The sequence below is a fragment of the Isoptericola sp. b515 genome (assembly GCF_030588125.1).
GTDB lineage: Bacteria > Actinomycetota > Actinomycetes > Actinomycetales > Cellulomonadaceae > Isoptericola > Isoptericola sediminis.
In genome coordinates this window covers 20,256-36,276 of sequence record NZ_JAUQYR010000005.1, presented here as the reverse complement: position 1 = coordinate 36,276, position 16,021 = coordinate 20,256, and the positions used below count along the sequence as shown (strand labels likewise).

The window sequence follows — 16,021 nt, the reverse complement described above, 5'->3', positions numbered from 1 at the left end:
CGTCGCGGGCGTCTATCGTGCTGGGGTGGAAGCGACGAACCTCCTGCCGCGCAGCGTGGTCCTGGCGCTGTGGCTCCAGGCCGTCGGCGCCTCGCACGGTGTCGCCGTGCGGTCGGTCACCGACGACGACGAGCCCCACACGGTGGTCGGGCTGCCGGGCGCCGGCACGGACCCGGGCACGCTGACCGAGCTGGTCGCCGCCTTCACGGCCGGCCCCCGGGAGGTCTGCGCCCTGCTGCCCGCGCCCGGCGACCCGTCGGGAGTGCCGGCCCCTGCCGCCCACGACGCCGTGGAGTCCGGCGAGTGCGTGCTCGTCGCCACCCCGGCGGGCTCGTGGGCCCTGGTGCCACGCGTGACCGCGTTCGGCAGCGCGCTCGAGCCCGGGCACCTGGTGTCGTGGGAGGTCATCACGGTGCCGCCGTGGTCGACACTGGTGGCCGGGACGGTCGGCTCCCTCGCGGACGCCGAGCGGGAGCTGCGCAGCAGCCTCGTCGTGGCCACCGAAGCCCTGGACTCCCTGGACGTCGCGCGCTGGCGTGACGACGCCGCCGATGCCATCGAGCGGCTGCGGCACTCGACGACGGCCGGCTGGCCCGTCCCCGAGCTGGAGGGACGCCGGGCGCGGGTGCTGCAGCTCGCCTGGCGCCTGCTGCAGATCGTCGAGCTCGCGACGGCCGACGACGGCGGCGCCGTGAACCTCTGGCAGGCCGACCAGCGTTCCACCGCGCTGCGGGAGGTCGACCGCACCGCCCGGCGGGCCCTGGGGGCGGCGACCTACGCGGCGGTGGGATGACGCCACGCGCCCTGCTCAACCCTGCAGGGTGCCCACCGCGTCCGGCACGCCCTGGAACAGCACCCAGAGCAGGACGGCGACCGACACGGGCAGCGCGATGCGCCCGAACGTCTCGGCCAGCGCGAGCTGGCGTCCCAGGAGCCCGCAGCGGGCCACGGCCTCGCGCTGGACCGCGTACGACCAGCGCACCGACCGATACCCCGCGGACAGGTGGGTCAGGTCCATCAGCCGCCGCCAGCGGGAGGTCGCCTCCGTCCCGGCGACCCAGGCGCCCCGTGCCAGCGGCGCCGAGACGACCAGAGCGGTGAGGTTGACGACGAGACGCAGCGCCAGCCCGGCGGCGAGCACGACCAGGGGGGACAGGACGAGCGCCCACAGCCGGGAGGGGTCGGTCAGCTCGACCGGGTTCGTCAGCTGGTCCAGCTCCTCGGCCGTCAGGTCCCCGCTCGACAGGGCCACCGCGAGACCGAGCACCATCAGCGGCCAGACCGCACGGCGCATCGCACGCAGCACGAGCAACGTCGCCGCGTCCCCCGTACCCGCACGCAGGAAGGCCGCCGGGCGGACCTTCTCCTCCGGGCTCAGGGCGCGCACGCGGACATCCTCCCAGAGCCCCTGGCGGCGACGACGCGCCGGGCTCACGTCGCCAGCACGCGCCGGTACACGTCCATGGTGCGCTCGGCGATCGCGGACCAGGCGAAGTGCTCCTGGGCACGACGCCGGCCGGCAGCCCCCATCTCGGCGGCCCGGGCGGGGTCGCCGGCCAGGTCGGTCAGCGCCGTCGCCAGGTCCCGTTCGAACCGCTCCGGGTCGAGCGGCGTCCCGGTGCCGTCGTCGGACTGCTCGATCGGGACCAGGGTGCCCGTCACACCGTCGTCGACGACCTCGGGGATGCCGCCGGTGGCCGTCCCGACCACGGGGAGCCCGACGGCCATGGCCTCCAGGTTGACGATGCCGAGGGGTTCGTACACCGAGGGGCAGACGAAGACGGTCGACGCCGCCAGGACGGCGCACAGCTCGTCGCGCGGCAGCATCTCCTCGATCCAGACGACCCCCGCCTCGGGTCCGCCGCCGCGGGCGTCGCGCAGCTCGTCGACCAGCCCGCGCACCTCGGCCATGATCTCCTCGGTGTCCGGGGCGCCCGCGCACAGGATCACCTGCACCTCGGGGGGCAGCTGGGCGGCGGCGCGCAGGAAGTGCGGCAGCCCCTTCTGCCGGGTGATCCGCCCGACGAAGACGACGGCGGGCCGGTCGAGGTCGATCCCGCGGGCTGCGGCGACCCGGGCCACGGCGTCCCGGTGCGGGCGGACCCAGCCGTCCAGGTCGATGCCGTTGTGCACCACGTGCACCCGGTCGGGGTCGAGCTCGGGGTAGCAGCGCAGGATGTCGGCCCGCATCCCGGCGGAGACCGCGATGACGCCGGCCGCGCCGAGGTACGCGGTCCGCTCGGCCCAGCTGGACACGGCGTACCCGCCGCCGAGCTGCTCGGCCTTCCAGGGCCGCAACGGCTCCAGCGAGTGGGCGGTCACCACGTGCGGGACGTCGTGCAGCAGCCCGCCGAGATGGCCGGCCATGTTGGCGTACCACGTGTGGGAGTGCACGACGTCGGCCCCGGCGACGTCCTCGGCCATCGCGAGGTCGACGCCGAGCGTGCGCAGGGAGGCGTTGGCCGCGGTCAGCGTGCCGGGCACGTCGTAGCCGGTCACGTCGTCGGCGTCCGGTCGCGGGCCGTCGAAGCAGCGCACGCGCACCTCGGCGTGGTCGCGCAGCACGGCCGAGAGCTCGGCCACGTGCACGCCGGCGCCACCGTAGACGTGCGGGGGGTACTCGCGGGTCAACAGGTCGATGGTGGGTCGGGTGCTCACCCGTTCAACATAGCGTCGCCCGCCGCGTCGTGCGGCATGCACGCCGCCGAGGTTCTAGGGTCGACCCATGGCGTCGTCACATCCCCGGGTCCTGGCCATCGTTCTCGCAGGCGGCGAGGGCAAACGACTCATGCCGTTGACGGCACAGCGCGCGAAACCCGCGGTGCCGTTCGGCGGGATCTACCGGCTGGTCGACTTCGCCCTGTCGAACATCATCAACTCGCAGTACCTGCACGTGGTGGTGCTGACGCAGTACAAGTCGCACTCGCTGGACCGGCACATCTCCAAGACCTGGCGCATGTCGCCCCTGCTGGGCAACTTCGTCTCCTCGGTCCCGGCCCAGCAGCGCGTCGGCAAGCACTGGTACCTCGGTTCGGCCGACGCGATCCACCAGTCGCTCAACATCATCGAGGACGAGCGTCCCGACATCGTCGTCGTGGTGGGGGCCGACCACGTCTACCGCATGGACTTCTCCCAGATGGTCGAGGCGCACGTCGAGTCCGGCGCCCGGGCGACCGTCTCGGCGATCCGCCAGCCCATCGCCCTGGCCGACCAGTTCGGCGTCATCGACGTCGACCCGCAGGACCCGACGCGCATCCGGGAGTTCCTCGAGAAGCCCGTCAACCCGGTGGGCCTGCCGGACTCCCCCACCGAGGTGCTGGCCTCGATGGGCAACTACGTCTTCGACGCCGACGCGCTGGTCGAGGCCGTCACCAAGGACGCGGCGAACCCGGACTCACGGCACGACATGGGCGGCGACATCATCCCGGCCTTCGTCGACGAGGGCACGGCCGGCGTCTACGACATGATCCGCAACGACGTGCCCGGGGCCACCGACCGTGACCGGTACTACTGGCGCGACGTCGGCACGATCGACGCGTATTTCGAGGCGAACAAGGACCTCATCGCCGTCCAGCCGGTGTTCAACCTCTACAACGAGGACTGGCCGCTGTACACGGGGTACACGGGACTGCCGCCGGCGAAGTTCGTCCACGCCGGGCCCGGCCGGCTGGGGCACGCCGCCGACTCGATCGTCTCACCTGGTGTCCTCGTCTCCGGCGCGACCGTCGCGGGGTCCATCCTGTCCCCGGGCGTGCACCTGCACTCCTGGGCGACGCTCACCGACTCGGTCGTGATGGACGGCGTCCAGGTGCACCGGCACGCCCAGGTCCACCGCGCCATCCTCGACAAGAACGTGGTGGTGGACGAGCGGGCCCGGATCGGCGTCGACCACGAGGAGGACCGGGCCCGCGGGTTCACCGTCACCGACTCGGGGATCACCGTCGTCCCGAAGGGTACTCACGTTGCCTGACAGCGCCCCGACGCGCCTGCCCGAGCACTCCACCGCACGGCCCCGCCCGGGGCGGCTGGTCGTGACCGACGTCGACTCGACGTTCCTGACCCAGGAGGTCATCGAGCTCATCGCCGAGCACGCCGGCACCCGCGAGCAGGTCGCCGCGGTGACCGAGCGGGCGATGCGCGGCGAGCTCGACTTCGCCGACTCCCTGCGCGAGCGGGTCGCCACGCTCGCCGGGGTGCCGGTGAGCGCCCTGGACGCCGTCCGCGAGGCCGTTGTGCTCACGCCGGGCGCGGAGGAGCTCGTGGCCGAGGTGCGACGTCGCGGGTGGGAGTTCGGCCTCGTCTCCGGCGGTTTCGCCGAGGTCCTCGAGCCGCTGGCGACGTCGCTGGGGATCACGCGCTGGCGGGCCAACCGTCTCGAGGCGGTCGACGGCGTGCTGACCGGTCGCACGACCGGGCCGGTCGTGGACCGCGCGCTCAAGGAGGCCACGCTGCGGCAGTGGACCGCCGAGCTCGGGCTGTCGATGGCGGACACCGTGGCGGTCGGGGACGGCGCGAACGACCTGGACATGATCGACGCGGCCGGGATCGGGATCGCCTTCGCGGCGAAGCCCGCCGTGCGGGCGCGGGCGCCCTACAGCCTCGACGGACCGCGCCTGGACGCGGTGCTGCGGATCGTCGACACGGTCGACGGACGGCGGACCGCCGCGGACACGCACCCGTCCTGAGGCGACGGGTCGGCTCGTCTCAGGAGGGCCGACCCACCCGCACCAGGGTCGCGCTGTTCTTCCCCCACCGCGACCAGGGCAGGTCCTCGGCGTGCAGGACGGAGTAGGTCGCCGTCGGCACCCCGACCCGCACCTGGGCGAGCGCGGCGTCGTCCGAACCCGGGGCCGCCAGGTAGGCCGCCGTGGCGGCCATGGTCGGCTCGTGCCCGACGACGAGAACCGTCGTCACGTCGTCGGCGGCACCGCGGACGAGCTCGAGCACGTCCTTGACGCTGGCGGCGTACAGCTCGTCGCGCACGTCCACCGTGATCGACTCGCGCGACGGCAGGTGCGCGGCGGCCAGCTCCCAGGTCTGGCGGGTGCGCAGCGCCGAGGAGACGAGCGCCAGGTCGGGGACGAGGTGGGCCGCGGTGAGGGCCGACCCGACCCGACCGGCCTGCTTGCGCCCCCGGAGGGCGAGCGGTCGGTCGGCGTCCGGGACGGGGTCGCTGCCCGGTTCGGCCTTGGCATGCCGCAGCAGCACGAGACGGCGCCCCTCGCGCGGGACGTCCGGCGTGTGCGTCGACGACACGTTCATCGGGCCGAGATCACTGTCCCATCGCGTGCAGGCCGCCGTCGACGTGCACGATCTCGCCGGTCGTGGCGGGGAACCAGTCGGACAGCAGCGCCACGACCGCTCGTGCGGCCGGCTCGGCGGTCGTCTGGTCCCACCCCAGCGGGGCGCGCTTCGGCCAGGCGTCCTCCATGGTCTCGAAGCCCGGGATGGACTTCGCGGCGGTGGTGCGGATCGGGCCGGCCGAGACGAGGTTGGCCCGGATGCCCTCCGGGCCCAGGTCGCGGGCGACGTACCGGTTGGCGGACTCCAGACCGGCCTTGGCCACACCCATCCAGTCGTAGACGGGCCAGGCGAACTGGGCGTCGAAGGTCAGGCCGACGTACGACCCCCCGTCGGTCATCAGCGGCCGGGCCGCGGTGATGAGCGACTTGTAGGAGAAGGTCGAGATCTGGACGGCGGTGGCGACGTCGTCCCACTCGGCCGACAGGAAGTTGCCGCCCATGACGCTCTGGGGCGCGAACCCGATGGAGTGCACGACCCCGTCGATCCGGTCGGTGTGCTCCCCGACGCGCTCCGCGAGCGCCGCCAGGTCCTCGCCGCTGGTGACGTCGAGCTCGACGACGGGCGCGGTGACCGGCAGGCGCTTGGCGAAGGCCTGGGTGAGCTTCATCTGACGCCCGAAGGACGTCAGGACGACCTCGGCGCCCTCCTGCTGGGCGAGGCGTGCGGCGTGGAAGGCGATGGAGCTGTCCGTGAGGACGCCCGTGACGAGCAGCTTCTTGCCGTCGAGCAGAGCCATGGTGACCTTTCGGTGAAGTTCTTTCCGGAGCGTACTGGGTGGGGATGCCCGAGGGACAGTCAGTGCCCCATGCCGAGGCCGCCGTCGACGGGCACGACGGCGCCGGAGACGTAGGCGGCGGCGTCGGAGGCGAGGAACTCGACCACCCCGGCGATCTCGGCGGGGTCGGCGAACCGTCCGGCCGGGATGGAGGACTTGTACTTCTTCTGGGTGTCCTCCGGCAGGGCCGCGGTCATGTCGGTCTCCACGAACCCCGGGGCGACGACGTTGGCGGTGATCCCGCGTCCGCCGAGCTCGCGGGTGATCGACCGGGCCATGCCCACCAGGGCGGCCTTGGTCGAGGAGTAGTTGACCTGCCCGGCGCCGCCGTAGAGGCCGACGACGGAGCCGATGAGGACGATCCGTCCGGCACGCGCACGGATCATGCCCTTGGAGGCGCGCCGCACGCACCGGAAGGTCCCGGTGAGGTTGACGTCGACGACCTGCTCGAACTCCTCGTCGCTCATGCGCATCAGGAGCTGGTCGCGCGTCACGCCGGCGTTGGCCACGAGGACGGTCGGCGCGCCGAGCTGCTGCTCGATCTCGGTGAACGCGGCGTCGACGGCGGCGCTGTCGGTGACGTCGGCGACGAACCCGTGCACCCCCTCGGGCAGGTCTCCCCCGCGGTAGATCGTCGCGACGGTGTCGCCGGCGGCGACGAAGCGCTCCGCGATCGCCCGCCCGATGCCGCGCGCGGCCCCGGTCACGACCACGGTGCGACCACCGGTTGCTGCCTGCTCTGCCACGGGATGCTCCTCTCGACGACGGGCCGTGCCCGGACGCACGACGTACGCCGCAGCGACCGTACCCGGTCGGTGCCCCCCGGCCGCGCTGACGGCGCGCCACATGTCACGCCCCGGCGTTGTGGGAACCCTCCAAAATCCGGACCATCGCCGAGCCGCCGTAGACTGACCGGGTGAGTACGTCCAGCCCGTCCGAGGTGCACTCGATCACGGCCGTCCCGACGAACCTGACGGACGACCAGCACCGGCGCATGCGCACGTACCTCATCCAGATGGGTCTGCGCGTCGTGCTCATCATCACCGCGGCGCTGTTCGTCGACGGCTGGTTGCTGTGGGTGTTCGTCGCCGGTGCCGTGATCCTGCCGTACACGGCCGTGCTCTTCGCGAACGCGGGTCGCGACCGGTCGGCCCGGGACGTCGAGGCCGTCCCGCCGGCGATGCCGCCCGAGCTGCCCGCGAGCGCCTCGGCCCCGCAGGAGGAGATCCGCATCGTCGAGCAGACCGACGACCCCGACCGGAAGGACGACTGATGGACGTGCTCGGCCTGGGGGCCGACCCCGTCGCCGACGACGCCCTGGTCTGCTCCGCCAAGGGCTGCCACGCGGACGCGCGCTGGGGTCTGCTGTGGAACAACCCTCGGCTGCACACGCCCGAACGGCGCAAGGTGTGGCTCGCCTGCGACGACCACCGCGACCACCTCGAGCAGTTCCTCGGTGCCCGGAGCTTCTGGAAGCAGACCGTCGGGGTCGACGAGCTGGAGCGTGCGTGAAGCGGACCCGCCGTCAGTGGGTCACGCTCGGTCTGGCCGCCGTGCTGCTGGCGTCCCTGTGCGTCCTGGCCGCCTTCTGGCAGTGGCACCGGTACACCGACCGCCAGGCGCAGATCGACCTCGTCGAGACCAACTACACCGCCGCGCCGGAGCCGCTGTCGGCGTTGGTGACCGGCCCCGGGGACACCCTCGCTCCTGAGGACGTGTGGCGGCCGGCCGAGGTCACGGGCGAGTACGTCCCGGAGAGCACCGTGCTGCTGCGCAACCGGCCGGTCGGCGGCACGCCCGGGTTCCACCTGCTGGTCCCGCTGCGCACGGAGCTGGACGGGCAGGAGACGGTACTGGTGGTCGACCGCGGTTTCGTCCCGCTCGGGGCGGACGCCACCGAGCCTGCCCTCGTCCCGGAGCCGCCGTCCGGCGAGGTCACCGTGACCGTGACGCTGCGCGCCGACGAGCCGGCCTCCGACCGGGGCGCGCCGTCGGGCACCGTGGTGCGGATCAACACCGACCAGGTGCTGGACCAGGGCCCCGAGGGCGGGGCCTGGGCGGACGGCACGACGGTCGGCGCCTACGGGCAGCTGCGGGACGAGGACCCGGCGGCCGCCGAGACCCCGGTCGCGCTCCCCCGCCCGGACACCGACCCCGGCTCGCACCTGAGCTACACGTTCCAGTGGGCGATCTTCGCGCTCGGCGCCGTGGGTGGCTACGTGCTGCTGTGGCGCCGCGAGACGCGTGCCGCGACCGTCACCGCGGGCGAGCTGCTGGCCGCCGACGACCCGGGCGGGACCTCACGCCCCCGCCGCGAGCGCCGGCGCCGCGTCGACGAGGACTACGAGGACGCCCTGGTGGACGCCGCCCAGCATCAGGCCAGGGACACCAGCTCGGCGTAGTCGTCCGACCACAGGTCCTCGTCGCCGTCGGGCAGCAGCAGCACCCGCTCCGGGTTCAGCGCGTCGACCGCACCGTCGTCGTGGGTGACCATGATGACGGCACCTTCGTAGGTGTTCAGCGCCCCGAGGATCTCCCGGCGCGAGGCCGGGTCCAGGTTGTTCGTCGGCTCGTCGAGCAGCAGCACGTTCGCGCTCGAGACGACCAGCGTGGCCAGCGCCAGGCGGGTCTTCTCCCCGCCGGAGAGCACGTGCGCGGGCTTGTCGGCGTCGTCGCCGCTGAACAGGAACGACCCCAGCGTGGTGCGCACCTGGGTGTCGGTCAGGTCGGGGGCGGCGTGCCGCAGGTTCTCCACGACGGTGGCGTCCATGTCGAGCATGTCGTGCTCCTGGGCGTAGTAGCCCATCTTCAGCCCGTGGCCCGGCAGGATCTCGCCCGTGTCCGGCGTCTCCACACCGGCGAGCAGCCGCAGCATCGTCGTCTTGCCCGCACCGTTCAGTCCGAGGATGACGACCCGTGACCCCCGGTCGATCGCCAGGTCGACACCCGTGAAGACCTCCAGCGAGCCGTAGCTCTTGGACAGCTCCCGTGCCATCAGCGGCGTCTTGCCGCAGGGCGACGGCTTCGGGAACCGCAGCGCGGCCACCTTGTCCGTCTGCCGCTCGCCCTCGGTGCCGGCGAGCATACGCTCGGCCCGCTTGAGCATGTTCTGCGCGGCGGTCGCCTTGGTGGCCTTGGCGCGCATCTTGTTCGCCTGGGCGATGAGGGTCTCGGCCTTCTTCTCGGCGTTGGCGCGTTCGCGCCGACGACGGCGCTCGTCCTGCTCGCGCTGCTCCAGGTACTTGTCCCAGCCGAGGTTGTACTGGTCGAGCTCGCCGCGGTTCGCGTCGAGGTGGAAGACCTTGTTCACGCACGCGCGCAGCAGCTCGACGTCGTGGGAGATCACGATGAACCCCCCGGAGTAGGACCGCAGGTACTCGCGCAGCCACACGATGGAGTCGGCGTCGAGGTGGTTGGTGGGCTCGTCGAGCAGCAACGTGTCCACGCCAGAGAACAGGATCCTCGCCAGCTCGACCCGGCGACGCTGGCCGCCGGAGAGCGTGTGCAGCGGCTGGGCGAGGATCCGGTCGTCGAGCGCCAGGTTGCTCGTGATGCGGTGCGCCTCGGACTCGGCCGAGTACCCGCCCGCCGCGAGGAAACGCGTCTCCAGCTTCGGGTACCGCTCCAGCGCCGCGGCCTGGACCTGCGGGTCCTCGCTGGCCATCTCCTTCTCGGTCTGGCGCATCCTCGTCACGATGACGTCGAGGCCGCGAGCGCTGAGCACCCGGTCCATCGCCACGACGTCGAGATCACCGGTACGCGGGTCCTGCGGCAGATAGCCGATCTCGTTCCCGCGCGTGATCGTCCCACCCGCCGGCAGCGTCTCGCCCGCCAGGGTCTTGGTGAGCGTGGTCTTGCCGGCACCGTTGCGACCGACCAGGCCGACGCGGTCGCCCGGGGCCACGCGGAACGTGGCCTCGTGCAGCAGGGTGCGCGCGCCGAAGCGCAGCTCGACGCCGTGGGCCGTGATCAAGGCAGGGGTGTCCTTCGAAAGAGTGCGGGGTCGTGCGCCAGTCTACGGCCCGCCGTCCGCGCCGACAGCGACGCAGGTCACCCCTCCGGACCCGTCGCGCTGCGGACCTGCGGCACCCGACCTGAGTACCGTGTGACCATGACCGATCAGGGCAAGCTGTTCCCTGGCAAGCAGTTCATCTCGACCGTCCTGGACGCCCTCCAGACGAAGAGCACGATGAGCGGCGGCCTGGCCCACATCTATCTCATGCGAGCCGCCATGGCCGGCGTGCTCATCGGGATCATGTACATCACCTACTACTCGGTGATCGCGACGTTCGCGGGGATCGGGGACGGCGACCTGACGGGACTCGGGAGCATGGTCGGCGCGCTCGTGTTCGGCTTCGCGCTCGTGTTCATCTACTTCAGCAAGTCCGAGCTGCTGACGTCGAACATGATGATCGTCTCGGTCGGGCGGTACTACCGGAAGATCACCGCGTGGCGGGGCCTGCGCGTCCTGCTGCTCTGCTACGCGGGCAACATCCTCGGCGGCCTGGCCGTGGCGCTGGCCGTGGTCTCCTCGTCGCTCGGCGACGGTGCCGTGGGCGAGCAGATGCAGCACTCGGTGGACCACAAGCTGGCCTATCTCGGCGAGGGTCTCGCCGGCTGGTCGGACCTGTTCGTCCGGGCGATCCTGTGCAACTTCATGATCAACGTCGGGATGCTGCTCGTCTACAACGGCTTCGTGACGAACGACATCACCAAGGCGCTCGTGATGGTCGTCAGCGTGTTCATCTTCGCGTTCGTCGGCTTCGAGCACTCGGTCGCGAACACGGCGCTGTTCCTCATGGTCGGGCTGAACCACGGCATCGACGTCGGGCTCGCCCTCGGCAACCTGGCGATCGTGCTCGCCGGGAACTTCCTCGGCGGCGGGCTGCTCATCGGCTACTACTACGCCTTCGCCAACGACGACCGGCGCTACCTGCGCCAGCAGGGAGCCGGTGCGGCGACCGACGCCTAGGAGGCTGTCTCCCGCCACGTCCTCAGGGCGGTAGAGTCGCGCCCGTGACCTGGACCGACGCCCTTCCCCGGACGACGGTGGACGCTCCGGCACCGCGGGTCCCCCGTGCCGCGTCCGCACTGCTCGCCGCCGCCGCGATCACCGTCGGGCCGGCCGGACGGGCGCTGCTCCCCCCGCCGGTCGGGGACCCGCTCGCCGACGCCCTCGCCGCCGTGACCGTGGTCGGTCTCCTCGCGCTGGCGTTCCCCCGCACTCCCCTGGCCGTCGCAGCCTCGGTCGCGTTCGCGGTGTGCGCGGCGGTCGAGACCCTGCACCTCACCCCCGTCGCCGACGCGCTGCTCGACCGGTTCCTGCTCGCCCGGCTCGTGCTCGGCACGCCCTTCGGCGTCGTGGACCTCGCCTGGAACGCGATCGGGGCCTGCCTCGGTGCGGCCGTCCTGGCCGCCGTCACCCATCGCTCCGCCCAGCCGTCGGGCAGCGGCTCGACGCGGCGCGGCCGCCGTGTCGCGTCCGTCGTCGCGCCGCTCACCGTCCTCGCTCTCCTCACCGCCGGCGGCGTCCTCCTCGTCGGGGTCGTGGACGACGAGGCCGACGCGCTGAGCGCTCAGGTCGCCACGGCGCAGCGCGAGCTGGACACGTCCGCGGACAAGGTGACCGACGACGCCGTCCGGGAGCGGCTCGGCAAGGCGCTCGGCCAGGGCGAGTCCGTGCTCGAGGCCACCCCGGTCCTGCAGCGGTTGCCGGGAGACGCCCCGGCAGCGGTCACCGACCTCGAGCGGGCCGTCGCCGTGGTGCGGGAGTCCCGACGCGAGTTCGCGACCGACCAGGCGACCGCCGCCCGCGAGGAGCTGGCGCCGGCCCGGCGCCGCGCCGAGACCGTGCTGGACGCGGCCGACGAGCTCGCCGCGGCGGGCCAGGACGCCGGGGAGGCCAGCCGGGCTGCGGTCCGCGACGCCCTCGGCGCCGCCGACGACACGGTCACCCTGGCCGACCCGGACCGCCTCGCGGCGTTGCCGCTCTCCGACCTCGAGCAGGTCGCTCCCGCGCTCTTGGCCCGTCACGACGCCGTCGGGGAGGCGACCGCCGACCTCATGTCGGCCCAGGACGCCGTCGTGTGCCCGTTCCCCGACCAGGTCTGGTTCCCCGAGGGCGGGCGGATCGCCGCCGACCGGCTCGCCCCGATCCCGTGGGCGCCGGAGCACTCGATCCGGGCGGACCTCCTGGACGGGCTGGTGGCGCTCGACGAGGCCTATCTCGCGGCGTTCGGCGAGCACCTCACCGTGAACTCCGCCTACCGCAGCATGGAGGACCAGACCGCGGTCTACACCCCCGCGAACCCGAACCCCTTGGCCGCACCGCCCGGCTGCTCGAACCACGGCCTGGGGACCGCCGTCGATCTCAGCGTCGGGCCGGAGGGGTTCAGCGGGTCACGGTTCGCCTGGCTGACGGAGCACGCCGAGGAGTACGGCTGGACCCACCCGGACTGGGCCGGGCCGACCGGGCGCCTGCCGGAGCCGTGGCACTGGGAGTCGGTGGAGACCCCGGACGCCTACTGACCGCGGTCGCGCGACGACGACGCGGGCCGCGGACACCGGTAGAAGGTGTCCGCGGCCCGCGTGGTCGGGAACGTCTCAGACGTTGAAGCCGAGCATCCTCAGCTGCTCGCGGCCGTCGTCGGTGATCTTCTCCGGACCCCACGGCGGCATCCAGACCCAGTTGATCCGGTGCCCGGTCACGATGCCCTCGAGCGCCTGGGCGGACTGGTCCTCGATGACGTCCGTCAGCGGGCAGGCCGCCGAGGTGAGCGTCATGTCGATGGTGGCGTGGTTGTTCTGGTCCACCTCGACGCCGTAGACGAGGCCGAGGTCGACGACGTTGATGCCGAGCTCGGGGTCGATGACGTCGCGCATCGCCTCCTCGACGTCGGCCGCCGTGGTGGCGCCCGGCGCCGCCGGCGTCTGCTCGGGAGCGGTGTCGGTCGGGTTGTCAGTCATCCGATCCTCCGGGTCGGTCGGCCAGCGCGCCGCTGCGCGCCAGCGAGTCCTTCAACGCTGCCCAGCCGAGCAGCGCGCACTTGATGCGGGCGGGGTACTGGGAGACCCCGGTGAAGGCGGTGCCGTCGCCGAGGGCGTCCAGCGTGTCCTCGTCGTCCAGGCCCTTGCCCCGCGAGCCCATGAGGTCGCGGAAGGCGGCGTCGAGCCGCTCGACCTCCGCCAGGTCCTGGCCGGTCACCAGCTCGGTCATCACCGACGCGGACGCCTGCGAGATCGAGCAGCCCTGACCCTCCCAGGACACGCGCTCGAGCGTCGGGTCGCCGTCGACGGACCGGACGTCCACCCTCAGGGTGATCTCGTCCCCGCAGGTCGTGTTGACCTGGTGGGACTCCCCGCCCAGGTGGCCGTCGGCCACCTCGACCAGGCCGTGGCCGTGCGGGTGCTTGGCGTGGTCCAGGATGACCTGCTGGTACAGGTCCTGCAGCGAGCTCATGCGGGTCTCCTCACTCCACCCCGAAGAACGTCCGGACCCCCGCCAGGGCTTCCCGCAGGGCGGCGGCGTCCTCGACTCCTGTGTACACCGAGGCCGAGGCACGCGCCGTGGCGGCCAGCCCGAACCGGCGGTGCAGCGGCTGGGCGCAGTGGTGCCCGACCCGGATCGCGATGCCCTGGTCGTCCAGGACCTGGTTGACGTCGTGGGAGTGCACGCCGTCGACGACGAACGACACCACCGCGACCCGGTCCGTGGTGTCGGTCGGACCGATCACGCGGACGCCGGGGATCTCGGTGACCCGCAGCAGCTCCGCGGCGAGGCGCCGTTCGTGCGCCGCCACGCGGTCCATGCCGAGGTCGCCGAGCCACTGCGCGGCCACTCCCATGCCGACGGCCTGGGCGACCATCTGCGTGCCCGCCTCGAACCGCTGCGGCGGCGGCATGTACGTCGTCTCGGTCATGGTCACGACCTCGACCATCGACCCGCCCGTCGTCACCGGCGGCATCGCCTCGAGCAGCTCCCGCCGCCCGTACAGCGCACCGACACCCGTGGGGCCGAGCATCTTGTGGGCGCTGAACGCCGCGAAGTCGACGCCCAGGGCGTGCAGGTCGACCGGCAGGTGCGGCACGGACTGGCACGCGTCCAGCACGGTCAGCGCACCGACCCGGCGGGCGGCCGCGACGATCTCGGCCACCGGGGCCACGGCGCCGGTCACGTTGGAGACGTGCCCGAAGGCCACGACCTTGGTGCGGTCGGTGATGACCGCGTCGACGTCCGACAGGTCGAGCCGGCCGTCGTCGGTCACACCGAACCAGCGCAGGGTCGCGCCGGTGCGCGCGCACAGCTCCTGCCACGGCACGAGGTTGGCGTGGTGCTCGGCCTCGGTGACCACGATCTCGTCGCCCGCGCCGAGCCGGAACCGCGCGGCTGCCTCGCCCCCGCGCCCGGCCGTCGCGTTGGACAGCGCGTAGGTCACGAGGTTGATGGCCGCCGTCGCGCCCGAGGTCCACACGATCTCGTCGTCGTCGGCGCCCACGAAGGACGCCACGGCGGACCGGGCGCCCTCGAAGGCCTCGGTGGCCTCCTCGGCCAGCTGGTGCGCGCCGCGGTGCACGGCCGCGTTGCGCTGCTCGTAGAAGTCGACCTCGGCCTCGAGCACGACGCTCGGCTTCTGCGACGTCGCCGCCGAGTCCAGGTAGACCAGCGGCTGCCCGCCCCGCACCGTGCGTCCGAGCAACGGGAAGTCGGCCCGCACGGCGGCGAGCTCGCGCGAGCCCATCGCGTCGTCCGGACGCACGGCGTCGGTGGCGGTCATGCGATCCTCCGTCAGGCCGAGGCCGTCGTGCCCGCGGGCAGGAAGCGGTCGTAACCCTCTTCCTCGAGGCGCTCGGCCAGCTCGGGGCCGCCCTCCTCCGCGATGCGGCCGTCGACGAACACGTGCACGAAGTCCGGCTTGATGTAGCGCAGGATGCGCGTGTAGTGCGTGATGAGCAGCACGCCGACGTCGGTGGACTCCTTGGCGCGGTTGACGCCCTCGGAGACGACGCGCAGGGCGTCGACGTCGAGACCGGAGTCGGTCTCGTCGAGGATCGCGAAGTGCGGCTTGAAGAGCTCCATCTGCAGGATCTCGTGCCGCTTCTTCTCACCGCCGGAGAAGCCCTCGTTCACCGAGCGCTCCGCGAAGGAGGAGTCGATGCGCAGGTTCTCCATGGCGCCGCGGACCTCCTTGGCCCAGTGACGCAGGGACGGGGCGTCGCCGTCGATCGCGGTCTTGGCCGTCCGCAGGAAGTTCGCGACCGACACACCCGGCACCTCGACCGGGTACTGCATCGCGAGGAACAGGCCGGCGCGGGCGCGCTCGTCGACGCTCATGGCCAGGACGTCCTCGCCGTCGAGCGTCACGGTGCCGGAGGTCACCTCGTACTTGGGGTGCCCGGCCAGCGCCGAGGCGAGGGTGGACTTGCCGGAGCCGTTGGGGCCCATGATGGCGTGCGTCTCGCCGGACTTGATGGTCAGGTCGACACCGCGCAGGATCGGCTTGGCGCCTTCCTTGGTGTCGACGCTGACGTGCAGGTCGCGGATCTCCAGGGTGGACATCAGATGGTTCTCCAGGTCTTGTTCTCGAAAAGGCTGGTCAGGACGCGGCGGCGAGCGGTGCGTCGATGTCGACGAGCACCTTGTCGCCGTCCACCGTCACCGGGTAGACGGGTACGGGCCGGGTCGCCGGCAGCTGGAGCGGCTTGCCGGTGCGCAGGTCGAACTGCGAACCGTGCAACCAGCACTCCACGCGGCAGCCCTCGACCTCGCCGTCGGACAACGACACCGCACCGTGCGAGCAGATGTCGCTGATGGCGTGGAAGTCGCCGTCCTCGTCGCGGACGACCGCGACCGGCACGGAGGCGCCGTCGGCGGCGGTGAGCTCGACGAGCAGGCTCTCCTCCGGGCCGAGGTCGGCGGTGGCGCAGGCGATCTGTGCGGTCACG

The 16,021-nt window shown here is 72.5% G+C and carries 19 protein-coding genes; 8 read left to right on the top strand and 11 right to left on the bottom strand.

Going from position 1 to position 16,021, the window contains the following annotated elements; genetic code table 11:
- The first annotated feature begins 25 nt into the window (after positions 1–25).
- A complete protein-coding gene (locus Q6350_RS13975; protein WP_305066505.1) occupies positions 26–793 on the top strand; it encodes a hypothetical protein in 768 nt (255 codons plus the stop codon).
- A gap of 15 nt (positions 794–808) precedes the next feature.
- Here the strand turns inward: Q6350_RS13975 and Q6350_RS13970 are convergent, their stop codons facing one another.
- A complete protein-coding gene (locus tag Q6350_RS13970; RefSeq protein ID WP_304603848.1) occupies positions 809–1,387 on the bottom strand; it encodes a hypothetical protein in 579 nt (192 codons plus the stop codon).
- 44 nt (positions 1,388–1,431) lie between these two features.
- Positions 1,432–2,658, bottom strand: coding sequence for a glycogen synthase (gene glgA, locus Q6350_RS13965; protein WP_305066503.1), 1,227 nt, complete (start codon positions 2,656–2,658; stop codon positions 1,432–1,434).
- 67 nt (positions 2,659–2,725) lie between these two features.
- Here glgA and glgC point away from each other — a divergent pair, with 67 nt between their 5' ends.
- Together glgC and serB are read left to right on the top strand one after the other, a co-directional pair.
- A complete protein-coding gene (gene glgC, locus Q6350_RS13960; RefSeq protein WP_304603846.1) occupies positions 2,726–3,970 on the top strand; it encodes a glucose-1-phosphate adenylyltransferase in 1,245 nt (414 codons plus the stop codon).
- Positions 3,963–4,685: a phosphoserine phosphatase SerB gene (gene serB, locus Q6350_RS13955; protein ID WP_305066501.1), complete on the top strand. Its 723-nt coding sequence runs from the start codon at positions 3,963–3,965 to the stop codon at positions 4,683–4,685. The genes glgC and serB overlap by 8 nt, the downstream gene beginning before the upstream one ends.
- A gap of 19 nt (positions 4,686–4,704) precedes the next feature.
- Here serB and Q6350_RS13950 read toward each other — a convergent pair whose 3' ends face one another.
- Genes Q6350_RS13950 through fabG form a run of 3 tightly spaced genes read right to left on the bottom strand, consistent with a single transcriptional unit; the run spans position 4,705 to position 6,825 of the window.
- Entirely contained in the window at positions 4,705–5,262 is a 558-nt protein-coding gene (locus Q6350_RS13950) for a histidine phosphatase family protein (protein ID WP_304607640.1), read from the bottom strand.
- Between the two features lie 10 nt (positions 5,263–5,272).
- The gene (gene fabI, locus Q6350_RS13945) at positions 5,273–6,040 is read right to left on the bottom strand and encodes an enoyl-ACP reductase FabI (RefSeq protein WP_171245851.1); all 768 of its coding nucleotides are present in this window, start codon (positions 6,038–6,040) and stop codon (positions 5,273–5,275) included.
- A gap of 59 nt (positions 6,041–6,099) precedes the next feature.
- Positions 6,100–6,825, bottom strand: coding sequence for a 3-oxoacyl-ACP reductase FabG (fabG, locus tag Q6350_RS13940; RefSeq protein WP_304603843.1), 726 nt, complete (start codon positions 6,823–6,825; stop codon positions 6,100–6,102).
- Positions 6,826–6,995: 170 nt separating this feature from the next.
- Between fabG and Q6350_RS13935 the strand changes: the two genes are divergently transcribed.
- The 3 genes from Q6350_RS13935 to Q6350_RS13925 are packed head-to-tail and all read left to right on the top strand — an operon-like array spanning position 6,996 to position 8,481.
- On the top strand, positions 6,996–7,352 hold the full coding sequence (locus Q6350_RS13935) for a DUF3099 domain-containing protein (RefSeq protein ID WP_304603842.1): 357 nt from the start codon (positions 6,996–6,998) through the stop codon (positions 7,350–7,352).
- On the top strand, positions 7,352–7,591 hold the full coding sequence (locus Q6350_RS13930; RefSeq protein WP_171245854.1) for a hypothetical protein: 240 nt from the start codon (positions 7,352–7,354) through the stop codon (positions 7,589–7,591). Before Q6350_RS13935 ends, Q6350_RS13930 begins: the two co-directional genes overlap by 1 nt.
- A complete protein-coding gene (locus Q6350_RS13925) occupies positions 7,588–8,481 on the top strand; it encodes an SURF1 family protein (RefSeq protein ID WP_305066500.1) in 894 nt (297 codons plus the stop codon). Before Q6350_RS13930 ends, Q6350_RS13925 begins: the two co-directional genes overlap by 4 nt.
- On the opposite strand, the gene Q6350_RS13920 is transcribed toward Q6350_RS13925, so the two are convergent.
- Positions 8,454–10,052: an ABC-F family ATP-binding cassette domain-containing protein gene (locus Q6350_RS13920; protein WP_304603840.1), complete on the bottom strand. Its 1,599-nt coding sequence runs from the start codon at positions 10,050–10,052 to the stop codon at positions 8,454–8,456. The two genes, Q6350_RS13925 and Q6350_RS13920, sit on opposite strands and share 28 nt — an antisense overlap.
- A gap of 138 nt (positions 10,053–10,190) precedes the next feature.
- Here Q6350_RS13920 and Q6350_RS13915 point away from each other — a divergent pair, with 138 nt between their 5' ends.
- Together Q6350_RS13915 and Q6350_RS13910 are read left to right on the top strand one after the other, a co-directional pair.
- Positions 10,191–11,051 carry a formate/nitrite transporter family protein gene (locus Q6350_RS13915; protein WP_304603839.1) on the top strand — a complete coding sequence of 287 codons (861 nt, stop codon included), beginning with the start codon at positions 10,191–10,193 and terminating at the stop codon, positions 11,049–11,051.
- A gap of 44 nt (positions 11,052–11,095) precedes the next feature.
- On the top strand, positions 11,096–12,607 hold the full coding sequence (locus tag Q6350_RS13910) for a DUF2809 domain-containing protein (protein WP_304603838.1): 1,512 nt from the start codon (positions 11,096–11,098) through the stop codon (positions 12,605–12,607).
- A 75-nt stretch (positions 12,608–12,682) separates the two neighbouring features.
- Here the strand turns inward: Q6350_RS13910 and Q6350_RS13905 are convergent, their stop codons facing one another.
- From Q6350_RS13905 to Q6350_RS13885, 5 genes are read right to left on the bottom strand one after another with little or no spacing between them, the layout of a single operon-like run.
- Positions 12,683–13,045, bottom strand: coding sequence for a metal-sulfur cluster assembly factor (locus Q6350_RS13905; RefSeq protein WP_304603837.1), 363 nt, complete (start codon positions 13,043–13,045; stop codon positions 12,683–12,685).
- On the bottom strand, positions 13,038–13,538 hold the full coding sequence (gene sufU, locus Q6350_RS13900; protein ID WP_304603836.1) for a Fe-S cluster assembly sulfur transfer protein SufU: 501 nt from the start codon (positions 13,536–13,538) through the stop codon (positions 13,038–13,040). The genes Q6350_RS13905 and sufU overlap by 8 nt, the downstream gene beginning before the upstream one ends.
- A gap of 10 nt (positions 13,539–13,548) precedes the next feature.
- Positions 13,549–14,853: a cysteine desulfurase gene (locus Q6350_RS13895; protein WP_304603835.1), complete on the bottom strand. Its 1,305-nt coding sequence runs from the start codon at positions 14,851–14,853 to the stop codon at positions 13,549–13,551.
- An 11-nt stretch (positions 14,854–14,864) separates the two neighbouring features.
- The gene (gene sufC / locus Q6350_RS13890; RefSeq protein ID WP_171245862.1) at positions 14,865–15,635 is read right to left on the bottom strand and encodes a Fe-S cluster assembly ATPase SufC; all 771 of its coding nucleotides are present in this window, start codon (positions 15,633–15,635) and stop codon (positions 14,865–14,867) included.
- 37 nt (positions 15,636–15,672) lie between these two features.
- On the bottom strand, positions 15,673–16,020 hold the full coding sequence (locus tag Q6350_RS13885) for a non-heme iron oxygenase ferredoxin subunit (protein WP_171245863.1): 348 nt from the start codon (positions 16,018–16,020) through the stop codon (positions 15,673–15,675).
- Between the last annotated feature and the right edge of the window lies 1 nt (position 16,021).

What these genes read in the sequence shown, in the direction of transcription:
- glgC (WP_304603846.1), top strand. Translation starts at nt 2,726, where the DNA reads ATGGCGTCGTCACATCCCCGGGTCCTGGCCATCGTTCTCGCAGGCGGC.
- Q6350_RS13950 (WP_304607640.1), bottom strand. Translation starts at nt 5,262, where the DNA reads ATGAACGTGTCGTCGACGCACACGCCGGACGTCCCGCGCGAGGGGCGC.
- fabI (WP_171245851.1), bottom strand. Translation starts at nt 6,040, where the DNA reads ATGGCTCTGCTCGACGGCAAGAAGCTGCTCGTCACGGGCGTCCTCACG.
- Q6350_RS13930 (WP_171245854.1), top strand. Translation starts at nt 7,352, where the DNA reads ATGGACGTGCTCGGCCTGGGGGCCGACCCCGTCGCCGACGACGCCCTG.
- Q6350_RS13915 (WP_304603839.1), top strand. Translation starts at nt 10,191, where the DNA reads ATGACCGATCAGGGCAAGCTGTTCCCTGGCAAGCAGTTCATCTCGACC.
- Q6350_RS13905 (WP_304603837.1), bottom strand. Translation starts at nt 13,045, where the DNA reads ATGACTGACAACCCGACCGACACCGCTCCCGAGCAGACGCCGGCGGCG.
- sufU (WP_304603836.1), bottom strand. Translation starts at nt 13,538, where the DNA reads ATGAGCTCGCTGCAGGACCTGTACCAGCAGGTCATCCTGGACCACGCC.
- Q6350_RS13895 (WP_304603835.1), bottom strand. Translation starts at nt 14,853, where the DNA reads ATGACCGCCACCGACGCCGTGCGTCCGGACGACGCGATGGGCTCGCGC.
- sufC (WP_171245862.1), bottom strand. Translation starts at nt 15,635, where the DNA reads ATGTCCACCCTGGAGATCCGCGACCTGCACGTCAGCGTCGACACCAAG.